Here is a 21,665-nt window from a genome sequence, read left to right as displayed (position 1 = left end):
TATTTGGGAGGTATAAATTATGGAATGTCCAATATGTGGATCGACAGATGCTGAAATTTTAAACTCGAAACAAAAAACATCTAAGAAAAAGATAATGGAAGAATATTTATTAAAATGTGAATCTTGTGGCCATGTTTATAGAGACACTGTTTCATTTAGAAAACCAAAAGTATATAGGTTGATTATTTCTCAGCAGGATGAATCTATTAAAACTACAATTGATTTATTACCTAATGATGAGTTAAAAAAGGGAGATATATTACTTTCTGATATTGGTCAAGTTGAAGTAACAAGCATTGAAGTTAATGATAAACGGGTTGATAAAGCTGTACTCGAAAACGTAGATACTATTTGGGCTTCATCTGTTGAAATACCTGTTCGTATAGGGTTTTCTGTTGACTTGCATGGTAAAGTAGATTCATATAAAGTTGATTTAGATAGAGATTTTGAAATAGCTCCAGGAGATATTGTTAAAATAGATAAACACATTGTAAAAGTACATGTTATTAAAACACAAGAACGAAAACTTACTTCAGGTTTTGCAAAAGCAGGAATAATTAAAAGAGTTTACTCTAAACCTGTTAAATTTAATAATTATGATTATGATTTAACAAAAGATATTTTTAACAAAAAATAAGATAGGAAATTTATATGAGGGTATATATAGAGTCATATGGTTGTACATTTAATAAAGCTGATGCCCAAATAATTGCAGGGATTTTAAAAGAAAATAAAATAGATTTAGTTGATTCAATTGAGGAATCCGATGTAATTATTTTAAATACTTGCTATGTAAAATTACCAACTGAAAATAAGGTTGTTTATAAAATCCAACAATTACAAGAAAATTATCCTGAAAAAAAGATTGTTGTTAGTGGATGTATGGTTGAAATAGACCCTGAAAAACTTGAAAAAATTGGACCTAATTGTTCATGGATTGGACCTCATCAATTAAATAAATCTGCTCAAGTAGTTGAGAGTGCTTATTGTGGAGAGATTATGAGAGAGTATGGTCTTTCAAAAGATAGTAAAGTGGGTCTTCCAAAAATTAGTGATGATGAACATGTTCATATAATCCAAATTTGTGAAGGTTGTTTAGGAGCATGTAGTTTTTGTTGTACTCGTTTTGCAAGGGGACCTTTAAATAGTTATTCAATTTCAGATATTAAGCAAGAAGCAAAGAAAGCTATTGAAAATGGAGCTTCTGAAATCCAACTCACTGCTCAAGATACTGCAGCATTTGGAAAAGACAGTGGCGAAAAACTATCTAATTTAATTAAAGAGGTGGCTAATTTAGATGGAGATTTCCGGGTTCGTGTTGGAATGATGCATCCTAAAAATCTTTTAGATGACGTTGATGATGTAATTGATGCTATGAAACATCCTAATGTATATAGTTTCATCCATTTGCCAGTACAATCAGGAAGTGATAAAGTTTTATCTGAAATGAAACGAGGTCATAGTGTCTCTCAATACTTAAATATTATATCAAAATTTAAAAGTGAAATTCCAGATTTAACTCTTGCAGTTGATATTATTGTAGGTTATCCAACAGAAAGTGATGATGATTTCATGTTAACTGTAAAATTACTTGAAGAAATAAAACCAAGTTTAATTCATTTATCAAAATATCAACATAGAAAAGGAGCAATATCATCTTCACTTAAGGAAATTCCTCATGAAATTATGAAAAAAAGATCTAAATATTTGTCAAATATTAAAAGTAAAATAACCGAAGAAGAGAACAAAGAATTGGTTGGTTCAATTCAAAATGCTTTGGTTACTGAAAGAGGTTCTAAAGGTGGATTTATAGCTAAAACAGATTCATATATTCCAGTCATAATCAAGGATGCAAATATTGGAACCTTTGTTAAAGTAAAAATAAAGCAAGCAACATCTACTTACCTTAAAGGAGACTTATTAGTCGAGTAATTTTTTATTATTTTTTAATAATTCTTATTTTTATAATCCATACATTTTTTTTACTTTAATTATTTGTAATTTTATTATTTATTTTCATTTAATAAAACAATAATAAAATAGCTTTTATAATGGAATATTAAGTAAAAATAAGGGAGTTTTACCAAAACCTTTATATACTAGCTTATACTATCTTTTAATTGGAGGTGTCATTATGAGTGAATTACCAATCGCACCAGTCGGTCGTATCTTAAAAAATGCTGGCGCACAAAGAATTAGTGATGATGCAAAAATTGCATTAGCTGAAGCATTAGAAGAAAAAGGTGACGAAATCGCACAAAAAGCTGTAAATTTCGCACGCCACGCTGGTAGAAAAACTGTAAAAGCTGAAGATATCAAATTAGCTATCAAATAGGCTTTTAAACTTATATGAAAATCTATTGGCCATTTTCTTGGTCAATTTTTTTTATTTTTAGCTTAGCTACTTGTTCTTGATTAAGAAAAGTTTATATATTTCTTAGTACATATTAGTATGTTGTATAGGACCGGTGGTCTAGGGGTATGATTCCTCCTTGACATGGAGGAGATCACGAGTTCGAATCTCGTTCGGTCCACATGCCATGGTAGTTCAGTTGGGAGAACGCTAGACTGAAGATCTAGATGTCGCTGGTTCAAGTCCGGCCCATGGCATTTGTATTTTTTTAAAAATAGTTCTTTTTTTAATTAGTAAAATTAAATTAATGATGATGATTTAATTAATTTAATCTTTTTTCTTTAAAGTAATTGGTTTTGGTGTAATTTGAGTGTTTTCACGTAAATCTTTGTATCTAGTTACAATTTCATAACCTTGATTACTACCAATTTTATCTGCACCTGCTGTTAAAACTTGATTTGCTAGTTTGTAGTTGTTTATACCGCCATAGATTTCAATTTTTATTTTTGGTGCATATTTTTGGATAACATTGATGTCATTTACGTTTTCATAAATGTGGTTTGGTGTAACAAATCCTGTTGAAGTTTTAATGAAGTCAACACCTGTTTCTTCAGCTAATTTAGCAATAGTTGCTTTTTCAGGATCAGTTAAAGCTTTAGTTTCGATAATAACTTTTAAAATTTTATCTCCAACTAGGTCTTTAAGTTGTTTAAGTTCATTTTTGATTTCTTTGTGTTTTCCATCTTTTAAATGGCTTAAATTCACTACTACTTCTATTTCACTTACTCCATTATCTAGTAATGATTTAGTTTCAGCTAATTTTCCTTCAGTATCTTCAAAACCTAATGGAAATCCAACTACACTACCAATTTTAATATCACTATCTCTTAATATTTCTTTAGCTAAAGAAACATAGGTTGGAGGGATTATTACAGAGTTAAAGTTTAGTTCTTTTGCTGTTTCTAAAAATTCTCTCATTTCTCCTTCAGAAATAATATTATTTAAATTTGTGTAGTTAATTAAGTTAGCTAATTCTTTTGAATTTTTTATATTGTACATATTAAAACACCCTCATATATTTAGTTAGTATTTATACGAATTATATATTTATAATTTTCTAATCATATATGGACCTACTCTTTCATATCCAAATTTCCGATAATAATTTCTAGATCCAATTCCACTTATAATAGCTACTTCTTCTTTTCCATTATCCATAGCTATATTTTCAGCTTCCTTTAGAAGCTTTTCTCCAAATCCTGTATGTTGACCAATATTTTTATTTTTATCTCCAATTTCAATCATATTGCCATAAACATGCAACTCTCTTATAAGAGCAGTTTTATCGGTTATTTCTTTTCTAAAATGATTCTTAGAAGGGAGTCGGAGTCTTAAAAATCCAGCAATACTTTCTTCATTTTTATCTTCAATAGATAAAAAGTGTTCTATTCCGTTACATGCAGAATAATTTTCTTTAAATAGTTTAAAATCATCAAAATCATATTGTTGTGTTGTTTTTTTATGTCCAATTTCACGACAACGTATACATTGGCAGTTTATATGCTTCTGGTCTAATTTGTTATAAACAAGTTCTCCAAGATTTGATTTTTTAACACCAGCTTCAATTAAGGTAGATGGAATATCTCTTTGAATTCTCATAGTTCTTACCCATTTTGGAAGAATTTTTTTAATTTTAACGATTAAATCAACTGCTTCTTCATCGTTATAAGGTGTATATTCACCAGTTTTCCATAAATCATATAATTCACTACCTTTAGTAACAAGGCAAGGATAAATTTTAAGCATGTCTGGTTTAAAATTATCATCATTAAATAATTGTTTAAACATGTTTAAATCTTCTTTTTCATCTGCAAATAAGCCAGGCATCATATGCATAGCTACCTTTATTGAAGAATCTCTTAAAAGTTGATTTGACTCGATAACATCAGCTATTGTGTGGCCGCGTTTTATTTTGTTGTATAAATCATCAGATAATGTTTGAACTCCAAGTTCTACTCTTGTAACTCCAAATTCCAACATTCTATTAATATGTTCTTTTTTACAAAAATCGGGACGTGTTTCAAAGGTCATTCCAACACATCTGACTTTTGAATTTTCATTAGCCCTTTGAACATTATTTATTAAAACATAATCATTTGGAGGATATGTTTTTAAAATATTTTTTTCAAAAGATTTTATTTCTAAAGGATTTAATTCATAATCCTGGTTGTTGGGTTTGTTTTCAATTATTAGACCAAAATCCACCATTGCTTTTAAACATTGTGAAACAAACCATTGTTGATAACATATATCTCGTGAAGAGAATGTTCCACCCATTATGATTAATTCTACTTTGTCAATTGGATGGCCAATTTTTTTCAATTGTTTTAATCTGTTAAAACATTGGATATATGGATGAAATTCATACATTCTTCCTCTTAAAGCAGCAGGTTCTTCACCAGTATAACTGGGCGGCGCAGTATTACTTTTTGGACAATATAAACATCTTCCATGAGGACATTCATGAGGATGGCACATTACTGCCACTATTGCAACACCAGACAAGGTTCTTGTTGGTTTCTTCTTTAAGATACTTGACACAATTTCTTTTTCTTGAGGAGTTGTAAATTCTAAAATATCTGCATTACTCATGAACTTATTTAATTTTAATTCACGGCAAAGTTGCCTTTTTTCAATTTCTAACTCTTGTTTAGTGGATATTTTCCCGCTAATAATATCATCTATTATTATTCGACAGGCTTTTTCCATATTATTTTTCACCATTTAGATTTAATAGTTACTTTTATATGTTTATATTAATTAAATAGTTAGTGTTTTATATTAAGTGTTTCAAAGATTAAATTGAATGATAAATTTTTAGGTGATACAATGCGTATTAAAGAATTTATAGATACAATTGTTTTAGATAAAGATGCTTATGAAGTAGGTCGTGTATCTGACATTGATTTCAATAAAGAAACTGGTAAAATTGAGACTGTTGTTTTAACTTTGAAAAAAAATATTTTTACAACAGATGAACTTGAAATTAGTTTTGATGACATTAAAACAATTGGTGCATACATTATCTTAAACAAAGAAATCGATTTTAATGAAAAAGCAGATGAAATAGAAGCACAACAAATTGAAATTGAAGATGCTGATGAGAAATAAACAGGTTTTATCATGGTTTTAGATGCCCGAGAAAAAGAAATCACCATGGAATCTCATGTTAGATATGTTGATACTGGAACAATTGGTAAAGTTGTTGATGTAAAAACAGAAGATGGCATTGATTGGGTGAAAATTGGTAAAACAGATTTATGGTATCGTTCATCATTATTAGAATTATTAGATGAAAAAGATTTGAAAACAAAACATGATTCAAATGATGATGAAATGGATATTGAAGCTTTAAAAGAAAAAGCATTGGATTTAGAAAATGTTGAATTAGATTCTAATGTTGCTGAAGGTGGAGGATAATTTCCACTTTCTTTTAATTATTTACAAAAGTTTTTATATTTTTAGCTAGTTTAGGACCCACCCCATCTACCTTTTGAAGCTCTTTTTCGGAAACATGTCTTAAATCTTCTCCAAAGACATTAACTATATTTCTAGCTCTTTTTCTACCAAGTCGTTTAACACCAACCACTAATGGTATTAATTCTTCTTTCACGCCATAGTAAAGTCTTGCAGATAAAAAATCGAAATATTTTAAATTAGAATAATCTCCAAGGACTTCTGCAGTATTTTTAGCAAATCTAACAAGTCGTGATGCTTCATATGCAGATCTTCTAGTAGAAGCAGAGTAAACATTGTATTTATTTTCAATTTCATATTCACTTCTTTCATTAATCCATTCAATTAATGAAACAGATGTTGCCTCAGGATTTCCGATATCTACTGCAAATAATCCATATTCTGAGAGTTTTTCACGTACTGGATCTTTACTTTTTCTTCCTTTAAATGTAATTAATGGTAAATCTGGAGTTTCAGCTAATGCATAAATAAATTCTTCAGCTTTAAGTTCATCCATATAAGTTATATATTCTTTAATTTTAACAGCAGTTTCAACACTATAATTTGATTTAGCTATTAAATCACCAAAATCGCTTGTTTTAAGTCCTTCAGGGGTTGCTCTTATTATCCCATTTTGAAGTAAGAATTGTAGTGCATTTTCAAGTTCCCATTTTAAACTATCACTGGCAAAAAGTGACATTGAAGGGTTATTAATCATTTGATATCCATATAATGTTTTTTCAAAAAAGTCAATTAAGTCATCTAAATTTTTAGAAAGACTAGATGCTATTTGAGCTATAATTTGCCTATAAATTGCATCTTTATTATCAATTAATTTTGAATTTGTAAGTTCAATTTCTCCATTAATATAAAAATCGGTTAAATTTTGGGATTCATCAATTGATTTAGCAATAAGATAAGAATATCCAACATCATCATATTGAGGTCTTCCAGCTCGCCCAGACATTTGTTCATAATCAAAAACAGGAATTGGTTGTGGGCCTTGACTAGTCCAACGAGTATGGTCTCTAATTATAACTGTTTTTGATGGTAAATTAACTCCATACATCAAACTTGGAGTTGCTGTTATCATTAAAATATTCCCATTTCTAAATTCATCTTCAATAATTTCTTTTTGCTCATTAAATAATCCTGCATGGTGGAATGCAACACCTTTTTCAATGGATTCTGCTAATTTGATACAAGTTGTTGTTGGCTGAGATCCTTTTTTTTCTGGAACTTCTAAAATCTTTTCTGATACTTCTTTAAATTTAATTTTTTGTTCTTTACTAAGTTTTTTATTAATTTTTTTAGCAACATAAGTAGCTAAACTTTCTGTAAATCGTCTAGTTGATACAAAAGCTAATGCTTGTGAATTATCTTTCATTGCTTTTTCAATAACCTTCACAATAACATCATTTTTGTTTTTAGTATTAAACATTTCAGCATCTAACACTTCTTTATTTAATGGCACGGGCCTATAATAATGTTCAACACATTTTCCATCAAGCCAACCTTCTATTTCTTCAATATTTCTAAGTGTTGCTGAAAGGGCAATAATTCTCATATTTGGATTAATAATTTTAGCTCTTGTAATAGCAGCTTCTAAGGTTGGGCCTCTATTAAATTCTCCAATCATATGAAATTCATCAATAATTAATGTATCAACATCACGCAAAACATTCCAGGAAAATCTTGTTAATGTATCAAAGGATTCGAAAACCATAACAGATAAATCAGCGCTTGATGGGTGTTTTCCCACTTTAATTCCATGTTCTTCAAATGCTCTAAATTCTTTTACTTTTTCATTTTGTATTGATAATAATGGGGCAGCATAAACGGCTTTACCACCATTTAATATGGTTTTTAAAGCAGGTAATACTCCTAAAACAGTTTTTCCACTTGCTGTGGGGATTGAAATTATATAATTGGATTTATCTTCTAAATATCCTGATTCTATAACTGCTTTTTGAGCAGGATTGAAGTCTTTGATATAAGGATATGCGCTTTGTATTATTGTTTTGATGTTATCTGCTAAACTTTCCATATTTTAATTTATATTAATATAATAATAAATATATTTTGAATCCAAGTAAAATATTATATATTAGTTTTTATATAATAGTTACAAAAATGAACTGGTGATTATATGGTAATAAAAGTTGAAGTATTTGTATCAGATACCTGTCCTCATTGTCCAGGTGCAGTAGATGTCGCTAATAAAGCTAAAGATAGCTTAGGTGATAAAATTAATGTTGAGGTTCTTAATGTTAGTAATCCAACTAATAGACAAAGGGCTTTAGATTATCAAATCATGGCTGTTCCTACAATTGCTGTAAATAATGCTGTTGAGTTTGTAGGTGCACCTACTTACAATCAGCTTGTTGAAAAAATTGAATCATTATTATAGATTCAATCCTTTTTTATTCTTTTTTATTTAATATGACTGATGAGAATTATACAGGAGTCACGACTGGTACTGTGGCTACTGCTTGTTCATTAGCTGCTCTTGATTGTATTTTAGAATCGCAGGACATTGCTTGTGTGAAGGTAAAAACTCCTAAAAAAACTTTAGATATTATAATTGATAGTTGTCAAAAGTTATCTTCTTTTAAAGCTTGTGCTGCTGCTCATAAAAATCCTTATAATGATCCTGATGTCACTGTTGATTTAGCTATTGTTGCTACTGTTGAATTATTTGATGATAATGGTGAAGATTCAAAAGTAATTATAACTGGGGGTAAAGGCATTGGTAAAATCACAAAACCAGGACTTCAAATTCCAGTTGGGGAATATGCAATAAATCCTATTCCTCGCCAAATGATTCAAAAAAATATAGAAAATAACCTTCCTAGAGGAAAAATAGCTAAAGTTACTATTTCCATCCCTGAAGGGGAAAAAATAGCTAAAAAAACTATGAATCCAAAATTAGGCATTGTTGGTGGGATCTCTGTTCTTGGAACAACAGGTATTGCACGATCAATGTCTAGTGATGCTTATAAAAATTCTATTGTTGCTCAGTTAGATGTAGCTATTGCATCTGATATTTCAGATTTAGTTTTTGTACCTGGAAATATTGGTGAAAAATTAGCTTTAAAACAATTAAATGTTAGTAAAGCGCAAATTATTCAAACAGGTAATTTTGTAGGTTTCATGTTTGAAGAGGCTGAAAAAAGAGGAATAAAAAAATTCACATTTTTTGGACATTTAGGTAAATTGGTTAAAATAGCTGGAGGAATTTTTGATACAAAGCATGCTGTTGCGGATGGTAGACGTGAAATAATGATTACTCATGCAGCGTTATGTGGGTGTGATTTAGAACATATTAAACGATTATATGATTCTAAAACTACTGAGGACATGCTTTCTATTTTAGATGAAATGGGCGTTTCTAAGGAAGTGTTGAATAGTATTGCTTTAGCTATTAAAGAAAGATGTAAACAAAGATTTGATTTAGATTTAAATGTTATTCTTGTCGATATGGAAGGTAATTATTTAAATGATAATTTTATTTAGAATAGGTGTTTTATTTGAAGATTGCGATGATTGGTCAGTTTCCACCCCATATTGGTGGTGTAGGTGTTCATATTCATACATTATCAAAAGAATTAATAAAAAATGGACATGAAGTTTATGTAATAACTTATCCCCATAATGATATTAAAGATATTGATGGTATTCATGTTATTCCTACTCGTGGGATTAATATTCTAGGCTTAAGAGGATTATTATTTAAAAAAAATGCTAAAAAAGCTCTAGAGGATCTTTTAAAAAAAGAAGATATAGATATTATTCATGGTCATTATTTATTTCCTGCAGGTGCAGCTGCTGTTGATGTAGGTAAAAAACGTGGAATTAAAACATATGTTACAGCACATGGTTCTGACATGTTTGAAATGTATAAAAAACAACCATTCATGAAATCAACTATTAAAAATGTTTTAAAAAATGCAGATGTTGTTTTAGCCGTAAGTAATGCATTAAAACATGAAATTATTGCTACTGGTGTTAATGGAATTTCAAATAAGACTAGATTATCTTGGAATTCAGTAGATATCAATAAATTTTTAGATAAAAAAGATTATTCTTTTAAAAATGTAAATAATATCAAAAAACCAATTGTATTATTTTTAGGCAATTTAATTAAAAGAAAAAATGTTGAATCATTAATTGAAGCTAAAAAAATTGCAAATAGTGATTACTGTCTTGTTATTGTTGGTGATGGACCATTATTCAATGATTTAAATAAAAAAGTCAAGGAAGAAAATATTAATGATGTGCTTTTTACAGGAGCTAGAGAGGATGTTGAAAACATTATTCCAAGTTGTGATGTTTTAGTTTTACCGTCATTCTCAGAAAGTTTTGGTTTAGTTTTAATTGAAGCTTTGGCTTGTGGAAAAGCGGTTATTGGAAGTGATGTTGGTGGAATTTCTGAAATTATCACTGATGATGTTGGTCTTTTAGTGAATCCAAATAAAGTTTCATCTATTGCCCAAGCTATTGATGAAGTGATAAATAATAGTGAATTAAGAGAAATTTTTGCTTTAAATGCAAGAAATAGGGCTTTAGACTTTTCAAAAGTGGATATCCCTTATGATGAGGTAAAATGATGAAAAAAACAATTAGATCTCCAGGTTCAGCAACAATTGTAAATGCAATTGCTACTGGTTATGGTTCTGCTTTTGGAATTGATTTAGATATTAATTGTATTGCAAAGACTAAAAATAATTCAATAACTTGCTTAAATGATGTTGGTGCAGATACGTTTTTAATGGAAATATGTGCTAAAAAAGTATTTAGTTATTATAATATTGATGAAAATGATTTTGGTATTGATTTAAAAACAAAATCTAACTTACCAATGGCTTCAGGTTTGTCTAGTAGTAGTGCTTCTTCTAATGCTATTGTTAGTGTTGTTTCAAAAATAATCTCTGAAGAATTTAATTTAAAAGCTTTAAATGATATGGAAATTATTAATTTAGCTATTGATGCATCTATAGAAGCAAATGTTACAATAACTGGCTCATTTGATGATGCAACAGCATCTTACTTTGGTGGTGTTGTTGTATCAAATAATAAAACTAGGGAATTTATTATCCGTGAAAAAATGGATGAATATTCGATTTTAGTTTATATGCCTAATTTTTATTCAAAATCTGTTGATTCAAATCCTTCAAGAATGAAAATTTTAGCTCCTTTGGTTGATGTTGCTTTTGATTTTGCTAAAAAAAAAGATTACTTTAAAGCACTTACTTTAAATGGATTATTATATTGTTCAACCTTAAATTTTGATTCAAAAATAGCTATTGATGCTTTGGAATCTGGTGCGTTAGCTTCAGGTTTATCTGGAACAGGTTCTTCTTTTATTGCAGTATGTAACAAAGATAAGATTGATGATATTAAAGAGGCTTGGAGTGAATATAATGGTCGTGTAATTGAAACTAAAGTGGATAATGTAGGATGTAAAGTAATATAATTATCATGATTTTGCATTTACGATAAATTAAATTTAATTTAGGTAATGATTATAATTCCATTTTGTCAAGATAATGTTAATAAAAAAGGTATTCTTCTGTTATTGTGAAATTATCCTTCCTCACAATACATTAACTAAAAAAACTATTAATTATCATATTCTATGATGAAAGAATTATTGAAGTTTAATAAAATAATAAATTGATGTTAAATAATGTTATTTAATAGTTTTTAATAAGTAATTACCTAAAACATATAATTTATATACTAGAATTCTTATAAGTTATATTATTATCATTATTATCAGCGAATGGTGATTTTTTGAAAATTAATTATGAGGTTAAATCTTTTAATAATAAAAATGAAGCTGAAAAACTTCTTAAAAATTCTAGAAATCGCATTGATGAGATTGATAATGAATTATTTAACTTGATTTCACAGAGAACATCTCTTGCAAAGGATATTGCTCTTGCTAAGGAATATATTGGAATACCAATTTATGATAAAAGCAGGGAAGATGAAATTTATAAAAAAGTTGAAAAACTATCTCAAGAGAATGGGCTTGATGTTGATATTATTAATCAAATAGTTAATATGCTAACTATTTTAAGTAAAAATGAGCAAAAAGAAATTTTAGGGAGGAATGTTAATGGGCAATATTAGAACTTCATTTGTTAAACGTTTAGCAAGAGAACTTGTAGAAACTCATCAAGGTGTTTTTACAGCTGATTTTGAAGAAAACAAAAAATTAGTTATGGAACATTCTACTGTAAGTACTAAACATTTAAGAAATAAAATTGCAGGTTATGTTACAAGGATTGTAAGGTTAGAGCAAACCCAACAATAATCTTGTTTCAATTCTCTTTTTTATTTAATAAATTACTTTTTTTTAATACATTCCTATTTTTTTTACAATGATTTATCTTGTTATTATTTTAATTTTGTTAATAATCTTTAAAAAAAATAAATAACTTTTAAAATAAAGATTTTAGAATAGTTTGGTATTTATAAATTCAATATTCTGTTTTAAAACAATAAATCAAAGAATTTTTTGGAATAACTAATATAAACTTTATTAATAAGGTTAGATAGAAATATATATGAATATTTTTGTTGGTTCAAAAATAAGTCAAACTTTAAAAGTTTTATAGAAATAGGTGTGAATTTATGGATTTAATAGTCGCAAAATTTGGAGGAACATCGGTAGGCAACGGTTCCAGAATTAAAAAAGCAGCGCAGTCTGTTGTGAATGAGTTTATGAAAGGCAATCAAATAGTAGCTGTTGTTTCTGCAGTTAACAAAACTACTGATGAGTTAATTGAGTTATCTAATGATGCTATTGGTGCTGGCTTAACTGACAGTCAAAAGGCAGCAATAATGGCTATGGGTGAATTAACTGGTGCTAGATTATTCTCAGCAGCTATTGAATCTTTAGGTGTTAAATCTGAAGTTATAGATCCTTATAAAGATATTTGGCCAATAATTACAGATTCTAATTCTTTAGAAGCTAAGATAGATTTTGATGCTACTAGTAAAAAATCTGAAAATATTAAAAATCTTATAAATCAAGGAATTATCCCAGTTGTTTGTGGATTTTTAGGAAAAGGACCAGTTGGAGAAATTACTACTCTTGGAAGGGGCGGAAGTGATATTTCTGCATTTTTAATGGGGCATTGTTTAGGTGCTGATGAGATTATAATTGTTACTGATGTGGATGGTGTAATGTCAACTGATCCTAATAAAATTGAAGAAGCAGAGTTATTAGATGAAATTACCGTAGAAGAATTAATGGATTTAGCTACACATGGAGCACAAGTATTACATCCTCAAGCATTAAAATATAAAGATCCTTTAATTAGTGCAAAAATTATTAATTTTGCTAATGGTGATTTAGACACTAAAGGTACTAAAATAATTGGCCCTTTTGAAGGAGACATGCTTAAATCAGTATCCATTTATCCAAATCCTATTTCTCTTATTGCACTTGTTGGAGAACGCATGCTTAAAAAAGTTGGTCTTTTAGCAAATTTAACAGGAGTTCTTGCAGAAAATAATATTAATATCTTTGGCATTTCTGCAGGTCAAAATTCAATGACTGCCTTTCTTGATAAAAATGATTCAATTAAAGCATATCATAAATTACATCAATTAGTCATTGAAGATGATTCATTAAGTTCTTTATCACTTGGTAAAGATACGGCAATGATTACTCTAGTAAGTCCAGATATTATTGATACTCCTGGAATTATTTCAGGCATTACAGAACCACTTAGAAAAAATAATATTAACATTGTTGAGATTACTTCATCTCAAACTGCTGTAGTGGTTTTTGTTGATTGGAAAGATGGTGAAAAAGCATATAATTTAGTTAAAGAGGTTTTAAAATGAATTTTGAAGGAACATATGTTGCTATGGTAACTCCTTTTACATCAGATAAACAAATTGATGAAGAAGGTTTTAGGTCTAATATAAACTTTTTAATTGATAATGGGGTTAATGGTTTACTTGCAGCAGGTACTACTGGTGAATCAGCTACTTTAACTCATGATGAACATCACAAAATCATTGAGATTTTAGTTGATGAAGTTGATGGGAGAGTTGAGACATTAGCTGGTGCAGGTAGTAATTCTACTGATGAAGCTGTTAGTTTAATTAAATTTTCTGGTGATGTCGGTGCTGATGCTGCTCTTGTTATCACTCCCTATTACAATAAACCACAACAACATGCATTAATAGAACATTATAGAACTCTTAGTGAATATTCAGAAATTCCTATCATTGCTTATAATGTTCCATCACGTACTGGTGTAAATATGGATGTTGAAACAATTGTAGAGATTGCAAAAATCGACAATATGGAAGCTATTAAAGAAGCTAGTGGTAGTGTTTCTAAAGTGTCTGAAATTTATGGATCTCTTTTAAATGAGGGCCTTGAAGAAGATTTTAATATACTTTCTGGGGAAGATGGATTAACATTACCACTAATGTCTCTTGGAGCAACTGGAGTTATTAGTGCATCTGCAAATGTGGATCCAAAAAGAATGGTATTGATGGTAGATAGTATGTTAAATGATAATTATACAAGGGCTCAAGAGCTTCATTATGAAATGATGGATTTAATCAAAGCTCTTTTCATCGAAACTAATCCCGTTCCAGCTAAAACTGCAATGAACTTAATGAATCTTCCATCAGGCCCATTAAGAAGACCATTAATAGATATGAAAGAGAATAATCTTGAAGTTCTTAAAAAAGCTTTAAAAGAATCTAATTTAATTTAAGTGGGTATTTTCATGATAAAAGTCGCAGTAACTGGAGCTGCAGGAAGAATGGGCTCTGGTATTATTAAAAAAATTTCTGAATTAGATGACATGGAAGTAGTAGCAGCTATTGAAATGCCAAACACTCCATTAGCTGGTATTGATGCAGGTCAGAAAGCAGGTATTGATGATATTGGTGTTAAAATTACTGGGTCTCAAGATTTAAGAAAAACTTTAGAATCTTCAGAAGCTGATGTGCTAGTCGATTTTACTATTGCTCATGCTGCTGTTGAAACTATCAAAATAGCTACTTCTTGTGGAGTTGGTGTTGTAGTTGGAACAACTGGATTTAGTGATGAACAAATGGAAGAAAATATTAATAATATTGAAAATAATAATGTTCCGGCAGTTATTTCATCAAACATGTCAATTGGAGTTAATGTATTTTTCAATACATTAAAAAGCTTGTCTCAATTGTTATATGATTATGATATTGAAATTATTGAAGCTCACCACAATCAGAAAAAAGATGCTCCATCTGGAACTGCTATGACTGCGTTTGAAGTAATAGCTAATGAACTTAACCGTAATCCTGAAGAAGTTGGAATATTTGGAAGAAAAGGAATGGTTGGTAAAAGGACTAAAGAAGAAATTGGTCTTCATGCTATTCGTGGTGGAGATATTGTTGGCGATCATACCGTTATGTTTGTTGGTGAAGGAGAAAGAATTGAATTCAAACATCAAGCTCATACTAGGGAAGTATTTATTGCAGGTGCAATTAGGGCTATTAGATATATTCCAAATGCTAAATGTGGGGTTGTAAGTAGTATTAATGATGTTTTAGGTATAAAATAGGTGATTAATATGGTGAATGTAGGAGTACTTGGTGCAACTGGAATGGTTGGTCAAAGATTTATTCAATTACTTGATAATCATCCAGATTTTGAAATTACATCTCTAGCAGCATCATCTCGTTCTGCAGGTAAAAGATATGAGGATTCTACAAATTGGTATCTTGATGATGAAATGCCAAAATCTGTTAAAGATATGATTGTTGTTGAAACAGATCCAAAAGCAATGGATAGTGATGTTGATATTGTTTTTTCATCTCTTCCATCTGAATTCGCTGAAAAAGTAGAAAGAGATTTTGCAAAAGATTTTGTCGTTGCTAGTAATGCTAGTGCTAATAGGATGAAAAAGAATATTCCACTGGTAATTCCTGAAGTTAATCCTCAGTTTTTGGACATGATTGAATTTCAACAAAAAGAAAATAATTGGGATGGTTTTATTGTAACAAATCCTAATTGCTCAACTATAGCTTTAACATTAACATTAAAACCCATTATAGACAATTTTAACATTAAATCAGTTAGAGTTTCAACTATGCAAGCAGTATCTGGTGCAGGTTATAATGGTGTACCTTCAATGGCTATTGTAGATAATATTTTACCTTATATTGGGGAAGAAGAAGAAAAAATGGAAAGTGAAACTTTGCATTTATTAGGTTCTTTTGATGGTAATGAGGTAATTAATGCAGATTTTAAATTAAGTGCTTCATGTCATAGGGTGCCGGTTATTGATGGTCACACCGAGTCTGTTTTTATCGAGTTAGATGATGAATTTGAAATTGATGATGTTAAAGATAATATGGCGAATTTCAAAGCATTGCCTCAGGAATTAAATTTATTTTCCGCACCCGAAAATCCGGTAATTGTTAAAGATGAAATGGACAGGCCTCAACCTAGAATGGATAGAAATGCTTCTAATGGCATGTCAGTTAGTGTTGGAAGACTTAGAAAAGATCAATATTTTGATAATTCATTTAAATATGTTCTTGTTGGTCATAATACTATTCGTGGTGCTGCAGGAGCTTCTTTATTGAATGCTGAATTGATTAATGACATAATACTTTGATTTTTTTAAAGTAATTTTTTTATTTTTTTTATTTATTCTATATTTTTAATTCTTTTTTATATTTCTTTTTTATTTCATATTTTAGTTAATTTAAGGGTTTAATTTAAATAGTATGAGTTTTATAATTTACATTAAGGAATAATATTGTACAATATTTTATAGTTTTTAATGTTACTAATGATTTTTAACTTGAAACTATAATTGGGATAAAATTTAAACTAAGGGATAGAATGGAAATAGGAATTGAAGCTGAACGGGATACTCTACAATCCTTAATTCGTTCTTGTTTGTTGGAGCTTAATAAGCTTAAATTTGATTTAACAGAAATTGAAGTTGAAAAATCAAAGAATAATGCTCCACAAAGAATTAAAGAGCTTGAAAAAGACATTGTAGAGAAGGAAAAAGAAGTTTCTGTTATTAAATTTAAAGCAGAAGATGAAATCAATCTTTTGAAAAAACAACTTGAAGAAAAAGATATTCTAATTAAAAATCAAGAAGATAAAATTTATGAACTTGACTACGTAAATACTTCTCTTGATGAAATTAAGGAATATTTTGCTGAACAATTAAAGGAATACAAGAAAAAAGAATTATCTGATGTTAATGAGAGATTAACTGATTCTTTTAAAAGTATTGCTGAGAAAGATGCTCAGATTAATTCTCTTTCAAGAACTATTGATGAGTATAAAATTAAAATTCTTAAATTAGAAAACAATGTTGAATCTCAAAATCAAATCATGAAGCTTGAAAAACAGGTTGAACTTAAAAATAGTGAATTATCTTATAAATCAGAACAAATTGATGTTTTAAAAGAACAAACAATCCCTAAAGAAGAATATTTTAATTTACAATCTCAATTTGAATCTGAAATGAATGCTATGAATGCAGAAATTATTAATTTAAGAGAACAATCCATCCCTAAACAAGATTATGTTAATTTACAATCTAAACTTGAATCTGAAATCAATGTTTTAAATAATGAGATTGATAATTTAAGAACACAGTCAATTCCTAAAGAAGAATATATAAATCTTCAAAATAAATTAGAAAGTGAGCTTGCTACAAAAACTAATGAACTTAAACACATTAAAGAAAAATCTGTTCCTAAAGAAGACTTTATTTCACTTCAGAATAATTTACAAAATCAAATCGATGTTAAGAATAATGAGATTGCGTATTTAAGGGAGCAAACTATTCCTAAAGAGGATTATATTAATCTTAAAAATGAATTAAATAGGAAAAATGATAAGATTAAAAGGTTAGAAGAAATTAATAATTTCTTTAATGAGCTTCAGGAGGAACAAGAAGCTTATGAAACTGCTGATAAGGTACCACCTTTTAGATTAGAGAAAAAACAAGGTAGATAATTCTGCCTATTTTATTCTTTTACAAAAGCTCTAATAGGGGATGCTTCTGCTTTAATTTTAAGGGGAATAAAGAAGGATTCATATTTATTTTTTGTTAGTTTAGAACAATTAGTTATATTTTCCACAATCCAAATGTTATTCTTTAAAAATTTTTTATGAATTATATTTTCTCCAAATTTATCTGGTGAACATGTATCTAGTACAATACCTTTAATATTTTTTTCAATTAATAAATCAGCTAACTCATTTGAGATATAAGGATTTTCATTAAAATATTCAAAACTACCAAAATTATTATTCTCTCCTGTGATTATTATAACTATCTTTTCGAATTTGTTTGGAAATGTGATTTTATCGATTGTAATTTCTTCATTTTTAGATACATCTGCATGATGAATACTTGCATAACTACAAAATTTTGAAATATCAATTTTATCTATGCTCTTTCCGTTTTCTATGTAATGAAAAGGCGCATCAATGTGGGTACCTGTATGTAGTCCTGTTTTAAAGTTAGATAATGTACAACTATCCTTATTATCAGCTTTTTTAAAATAGCTAATACTAGTTTTTGGATCACCAGGATATTCTTTAATTTCATTTGTAATTTTATGAGTTAAATCAATATACTTCATGTTTATCATATTAATTTATACATTTTTTAATTTTAACTGTATTTAAGTAATTAAAATCTAATATTCCTTTAATTTTAAAATAAAGATTTTTTATCTATTTTTATTAATAATAATTTCTAATTTTATTAATAGTAAAATATTTATATAACCTTAAACCCAGTAATATGTAGAAAGGTTTTTCTCAACACTATAACTATTTTTTATGTTGATACTTAAACTTATTCTATTATAAATTAAAAAATTAAAAGGTGATTATTAATGGCACAAGGTCAACCAATTTTTATTTTACCAGAAGGTACAAATAGATCTGTCGGCAGAGATGCTCAAAGAAATAATATTTTAGCAGGTAAAGTTCTTGCAGAAACCGTAAGAACTACCTTAGGTCCTAAAGGAATGGACAAAATGTTAGTCGATGGACTTGGTGATATTGTTGTAACTAATGATGGAGTTACAATCTTAAAAGAAATGGATATCGAACATCCTGCAGCAAAAATGCTCGTAGAAGTAGCTAAAACTCAAGAAGATGAAGTTGGAGATGGAACTACTACTGCTGTAATTATTGCTGGTGAATTATTAAAAAAATCTGAAAGTTTACTTGACTCTGATATTCACCCAACTATCATAGCTATGGGATACAGAAAAGCAGCAGAGAAAGCACAAGAAATTTTAGATGATATTGCTATTGAATCTGTAGATGGAGATACCTTGAAAAAAGTTGCAATAACTGCAATGACTGGTAAAGGAACTGAAGCAGCTCGTGAACCATTAGCACAATTAATTGTCGATGCTGTACAAAAAGTTGAAGAAGACGGCATTGTTGACGCTGATAATATTAAAATCGAGAAAAAAGATGGGGCTGTTGTTGAAGAATCTAGTTTAGTTGAAGGAGTGATCATAGATAAAGAAAAAGTACACCCAGGCATGCCTTCCAGCCTCAAAAATGCTAAAATTGCATTAGTTAACACTCCTTTAGAAGTAAAAGAAACTGAAGTAGATGCTGAAATCAGAATAACTGATCCTGCTCAAATGCAAGCATTCATAGAACAAGAAGAAAAAATGGTTAAAGACATGGTTAACAAAATTTCAGATTCTGGAGCAAATGTCTTATTCGCACAAAAAGGTATTGATGATTTAGCACAACATTACTTATCTAAAGCAGGTATTTTAGCAGTAAGAAGAGTTAAAAAATCCGACATTGAAAAATTAGCTAGAGCAACTGGTGCTAATGTTATTTCTAACTTAGACGATTTAACCGCTGATGATTTAGGTGAAGCAGGTATTGTAGAAGAAAGAAAAATCTCTGGTGAAGACATGATCTTCGTAGAAGAATGTAGTGCAGCTAAATCTGTAACATTGTTCGTAAGGGGTAGTACAAAACACATTGTTGATGAAATCGTAAGAGCTATTGAAGATGCAATTGGTGTTGTAGCAGCTACTGTTGAAGATGACAAAGTTGTTGCAGGTGGAGGAGCTCCTGAAATTTCTGTTGCTAAAAAACTCAAAGATTATGCAGAATCTATTTCTGGAAGGGAACAATTAGCAGTTAATGCATTTGCAGAAGCTTTAGAAATTGTACCAAAAACTTTAGCTGAAAATGCAGGTTTAGATAGTATTGACTGTTTAGTAGATTTAAGAGCGGCTCATGAAAACAGTTGTTACATGGGATTAGATGTCTTTACTGGTAAAGTAACTGATATGAAAGAAGCTGGTGTAATCGAACCTAAACGTGTTAAAAAACAAGCTATTCAATCTGCTTCTGAAGCAGCTGAAATGATTTTGAGAATTGATGATGTAATTGCATCTAATAGCAGTGCACCTGCTGATATGGAAGGTATGGATCCGGGTATGGGTGGAATGCCTCCAATGATGTAGATTAAGAAATTTTTTAATTTCTTTTCTTTTTTTTCTTTTTTTATGTACAATAATCGTATTATTTTTAAGACATCTGATCGTGATGAAATCTTTTATTTAAAAGACAGTATTTTAATTAATTTTCTTGTTAATCGTAATGGAATTTCGACTTCTGAGTTAAATTCTGGTTTTAGTGATAATTTTAAAAGTGTTTTTAATCACCATTTATCTCAAAAGAGTTTGAATTTTCTTGAAAATCATGATGTGAAAGATTACTTAATAAATCATTGTAGCTATTTAGATATTGATTCAAATTCATCAACTGGTCTTATAACATTAGCTAAAATGAATAATGTTAGCATCGTATCTAAAAATTTTAAAAAACTAAACGTTACAGCTATATCCACAGCAGGAGTTAGGACAAACGCTTCAAGAGCTGGTGATAATGCATCATATTATGAAGAAAATGGTAATTTTCAATTTGATGTTGGAACTATTAATGTAATTTTAATTATTAATTCAAAATTAAATACACAAACATTAACACAAGCATTCATGACAGCTACAGAAGCTAAAACAGTAGCTTTAAATAATTTAAGAATACCTTCTCAGTTTTCTAATTTTTATGCAACAGGTACAGGAACAGATGGAATAGCTATTTTTTCAAACTTAGATTCTAATAACATTTTAACAAATGCGGGTAAACATTCAAAACTTGGAGAATTAATAGCTAAGTGTGTAATTGAATCAATTACAAAAGCAATTTCAAAACAAGTTTGGATTACAAATAAATCTCAATCTAATGTGTTAGTAAGATTAAATAGATATAAATTAGATATTAATGAGTTTTATGATAATTTAGACGATGATAAAGAAATATTTATTCGCCAACTTCAAATAGATGCGAGAAAACAAGAAAATGTAGCTATCACTTCATCAGTTTTGAATTTAATTGATGAAATTAATGATAATTTAATTAAAAAAAAGGATGCTCGTAAATTAGCAATTAAAATTGTAAAGAATTGTGATAGCTATTCAATTAAAAAGCTTTTAAATTATTGGATTAGCTATTTTATGTGATTATTCATCAATATTAAAATCAATTACTTCTCCATTCTCTTCAACTATCTTAGCAATTGCTTCTTCAGCATTATTTAATTTTTCATTACATGCTTTAACAAGGGTCATTGCAGTATTAAACTCGTCAATAGCATCATCTAAAGGCACATTTCCTGATTCTAATTTTGCAACTATTTCTTCTAATTTTTCTAGACTTTCTTCGAAACTAATATTTTCCATT

At 28.9% G+C, this 21,665-nt stretch carries 23 protein-coding genes and 2 tRNA genes; 20 read left to right on the top strand and 5 right to left on the bottom strand.

The genetic code is table 11. The annotated features are described in order from the left end of the window. Positions 1-19 precede the first annotated feature (19 nt). The 5 genes from MBORA_RS02470 to MBORA_RS02450 all read left to right on the top strand — a co-directional run bounded on the left by MBORA_RS02470 (position 20) and on the right by MBORA_RS02450 (position 2,610). A complete protein-coding gene (locus MBORA_RS02470) occupies positions 20-637 on the top strand; it encodes an HVO_0476 family zinc finger protein (RefSeq protein ID WP_042691320.1) in 618 nt (205 codons plus the stop codon). Positions 638-651: 14 nt separating this feature from the next. Next, positions 652-1,932 (top strand): tRNA (N(6)-L-threonylcarbamoyladenosine(37)-C(2))-methylthiotransferase, encoded by a 1,281-nt coding sequence (locus MBORA_RS02465; RefSeq protein ID WP_042691317.1) that lies wholly within the window; start codon positions 652-654, stop codon positions 1,930-1,932. A 202-nt stretch (positions 1,933-2,134) separates the two neighbouring features. Next, positions 2,135-2,335 carry a histone family protein gene (locus tag MBORA_RS02460; protein WP_042691314.1) on the top strand — a complete coding sequence of 67 codons (201 nt, stop codon included), beginning with the start codon at positions 2,135-2,137 and terminating at the stop codon, positions 2,333-2,335. 127 nt (positions 2,336-2,462) lie between these two features. Continuing rightward, a tRNA-Val gene (locus MBORA_RS02455) sits at positions 2,463-2,534 on the top strand. 3 nt (positions 2,535-2,537) lie between these two features. Next, positions 2,538-2,610: transfer RNA gene (locus MBORA_RS02450), tRNA-Phe, on the top strand. Positions 2,611-2,680: 70 nt separating this feature from the next. On the opposite strand, the gene deoC is transcribed toward MBORA_RS02450, so the two are convergent. Both deoC and MBORA_RS02440 read right to left on the bottom strand, forming a co-directional pair. After that, entirely contained in the window at positions 2,681-3,412 is a 732-nt protein-coding gene (gene deoC, locus MBORA_RS02445; RefSeq protein WP_042691311.1) for a deoxyribose-phosphate aldolase, read from the bottom strand. A 48-nt stretch (positions 3,413-3,460) separates the two neighbouring features. Continuing rightward, positions 3,461-5,122 (bottom strand): tRNA uridine(34) 5-carboxymethylaminomethyl modification radical SAM/GNAT enzyme Elp3, encoded by a 1,662-nt coding sequence (locus tag MBORA_RS02440; RefSeq protein WP_063720184.1) that lies wholly within the window; start codon positions 5,120-5,122, stop codon positions 3,461-3,463. Positions 5,123-5,242: 120 nt separating this feature from the next. Here MBORA_RS02440 and MBORA_RS02435 point away from each other — a divergent pair, with 120 nt between their 5' ends. Both MBORA_RS02435 and MBORA_RS02430 read left to right on the top strand, forming a co-directional pair. Further along, positions 5,243-5,524, top strand: coding sequence for a PRC-barrel domain-containing protein (locus MBORA_RS02435; RefSeq protein WP_042691309.1), 282 nt, complete (start codon positions 5,243-5,245; stop codon positions 5,522-5,524). Positions 5,525-5,536: 12 nt separating this feature from the next. Beyond that, positions 5,537-5,833, top strand: a complete 297-nt coding sequence (locus tag MBORA_RS02430; RefSeq protein WP_042691306.1) for a DUF2098 domain-containing protein — start codon at positions 5,537-5,539, stop codon at positions 5,831-5,833. Between the two features lie 13 nt (positions 5,834-5,846). On the opposite strand, the gene MBORA_RS02425 is transcribed toward MBORA_RS02430, so the two are convergent. Then, positions 5,847-7,916: a DEAD/DEAH box helicase gene (locus MBORA_RS02425; protein ID WP_063720183.1), complete on the bottom strand. Its 2,070-nt coding sequence runs from the start codon at positions 7,914-7,916 to the stop codon at positions 5,847-5,849. 102 nt (positions 7,917-8,018) lie between these two features. Here MBORA_RS02425 and MBORA_RS02420 point away from each other — a divergent pair, with 102 nt between their 5' ends. The 11 genes from MBORA_RS02420 (at position 8,019) to MBORA_RS02370 (ending at position 17,882) form a co-directional block, all read left to right on the top strand. After that, positions 8,019-8,279: a thioredoxin family protein gene (locus tag MBORA_RS02420; protein ID WP_042691304.1), complete on the top strand. Its 261-nt coding sequence runs from the start codon at positions 8,019-8,021 to the stop codon at positions 8,277-8,279. A gap of 32 nt (positions 8,280-8,311) precedes the next feature. Next, on the top strand, positions 8,312-9,385 hold the full coding sequence (cbiD, locus tag MBORA_RS02415; protein ID WP_063720182.1) for a cobalt-precorrin-5B (C(1))-methyltransferase CbiD: 1,074 nt from the start codon (positions 8,312-8,314) through the stop codon (positions 9,383-9,385). A 14-nt stretch (positions 9,386-9,399) separates the two neighbouring features. Then, positions 9,400-10,479 (top strand): glycosyltransferase family 4 protein, encoded by a 1,080-nt coding sequence (locus tag MBORA_RS02410; protein WP_063720181.1) that lies wholly within the window; start codon positions 9,400-9,402, stop codon positions 10,477-10,479. Continuing rightward, positions 10,479-11,345, top strand: a complete 867-nt coding sequence (locus tag MBORA_RS02405; RefSeq protein WP_063720180.1) for a shikimate kinase — start codon at positions 10,479-10,481, stop codon at positions 11,343-11,345. Before MBORA_RS02410 ends, MBORA_RS02405 begins: the two co-directional genes overlap by 1 nt. A 320-nt stretch (positions 11,346-11,665) precedes the next feature. Continuing rightward, positions 11,666-12,007, top strand: a complete 342-nt coding sequence (locus tag MBORA_RS02400) for a chorismate mutase (protein ID WP_042691301.1) — start codon at positions 11,666-11,668, stop codon at positions 12,005-12,007. Further along, on the top strand, positions 11,994-12,191 hold the full coding sequence (locus MBORA_RS02395) for a 30S ribosomal protein S17e (protein ID WP_063720179.1): 198 nt from the start codon (positions 11,994-11,996) through the stop codon (positions 12,189-12,191). Before MBORA_RS02400 ends, MBORA_RS02395 begins: the two co-directional genes overlap by 14 nt. 320 nt (positions 12,192-12,511) lie before the next feature. Continuing rightward, the gene (locus MBORA_RS02390) at positions 12,512-13,732 is read left to right on the top strand and encodes an aspartate kinase (protein ID WP_042691298.1); all 1,221 of its coding nucleotides are present in this window, start codon (positions 12,512-12,514) and stop codon (positions 13,730-13,732) included. Next, the gene (gene dapA, locus MBORA_RS02385; RefSeq protein ID WP_042691296.1) at positions 13,729-14,622 is read left to right on the top strand and encodes a 4-hydroxy-tetrahydrodipicolinate synthase; all 894 of its coding nucleotides are present in this window, start codon (positions 13,729-13,731) and stop codon (positions 14,620-14,622) included. Before MBORA_RS02390 ends, dapA begins: the two co-directional genes overlap by 4 nt. A gap of 12 nt (positions 14,623-14,634) precedes the next feature. Next, positions 14,635-15,456 carry a 4-hydroxy-tetrahydrodipicolinate reductase gene (gene dapB, locus MBORA_RS02380; RefSeq protein ID WP_042691293.1) on the top strand — a complete coding sequence of 274 codons (822 nt, stop codon included), beginning with the start codon at positions 14,635-14,637 and terminating at the stop codon, positions 15,454-15,456. Positions 15,457-15,465: 9 nt separating this feature from the next. Beyond that, entirely contained in the window at positions 15,466-16,515 is a 1,050-nt protein-coding gene (asd, locus tag MBORA_RS02375) for an aspartate-semialdehyde dehydrogenase (RefSeq protein ID WP_042691291.1), read from the top strand. Positions 16,516-16,745: 230 nt separating this feature from the next. Further along, a complete protein-coding gene (locus MBORA_RS02370) occupies positions 16,746-17,882 on the top strand; it encodes a coiled-coil domain-containing protein (protein WP_063720178.1) in 1,137 nt (378 codons plus the stop codon). 11 nt (positions 17,883-17,893) lie between these two features. Here MBORA_RS02370 and MBORA_RS02365 read toward each other — a convergent pair whose 3' ends face one another. After that, the gene (locus tag MBORA_RS02365; protein ID WP_042691289.1) at positions 17,894-18,514 is read right to left on the bottom strand and encodes a cyclase family protein; all 621 of its coding nucleotides are present in this window, start codon (positions 18,512-18,514) and stop codon (positions 17,894-17,896) included. 258 nt (positions 18,515-18,772) lie between these two features. On the opposite strand from MBORA_RS02365, the gene thsA reads away from it, so the two are divergent. Both thsA and MBORA_RS02355 read left to right on the top strand, forming a co-directional pair. Then, positions 18,773-20,386 carry a thermosome subunit alpha gene (gene thsA, locus MBORA_RS02360; RefSeq protein ID WP_042691287.1) on the top strand — a complete coding sequence of 538 codons (1,614 nt, stop codon included), beginning with the start codon at positions 18,773-18,775 and terminating at the stop codon, positions 20,384-20,386. Positions 20,387-20,428: 42 nt separating this feature from the next. Next, positions 20,429-21,445 (top strand): adenosylcobinamide amidohydrolase, encoded by a 1,017-nt coding sequence (locus MBORA_RS02355; RefSeq protein WP_063720177.1) that lies wholly within the window; start codon positions 20,429-20,431, stop codon positions 21,443-21,445. Here MBORA_RS02355 and MBORA_RS02350 read toward each other — a convergent pair whose 3' ends face one another. Then, the gene (locus tag MBORA_RS02350) at positions 21,446-21,664 is read right to left on the bottom strand and encodes an exodeoxyribonuclease VII small subunit (protein ID WP_042691284.1); all 219 of its coding nucleotides are present in this window, start codon (positions 21,662-21,664) and stop codon (positions 21,446-21,448) included. Position 21,665 lies beyond the last annotated feature (1 nt).

The sequence above is a fragment of the Methanobrevibacter oralis genome (genome assembly GCF_001639275.1).
Classification (GTDB): Archaea; Methanobacteriota; Methanobacteria; order Methanobacteriales; family Methanobacteriaceae; genus Methanocatella; species Methanocatella oralis.
This window is presented reverse-complemented; position numbering and strand designations above follow the sequence as displayed.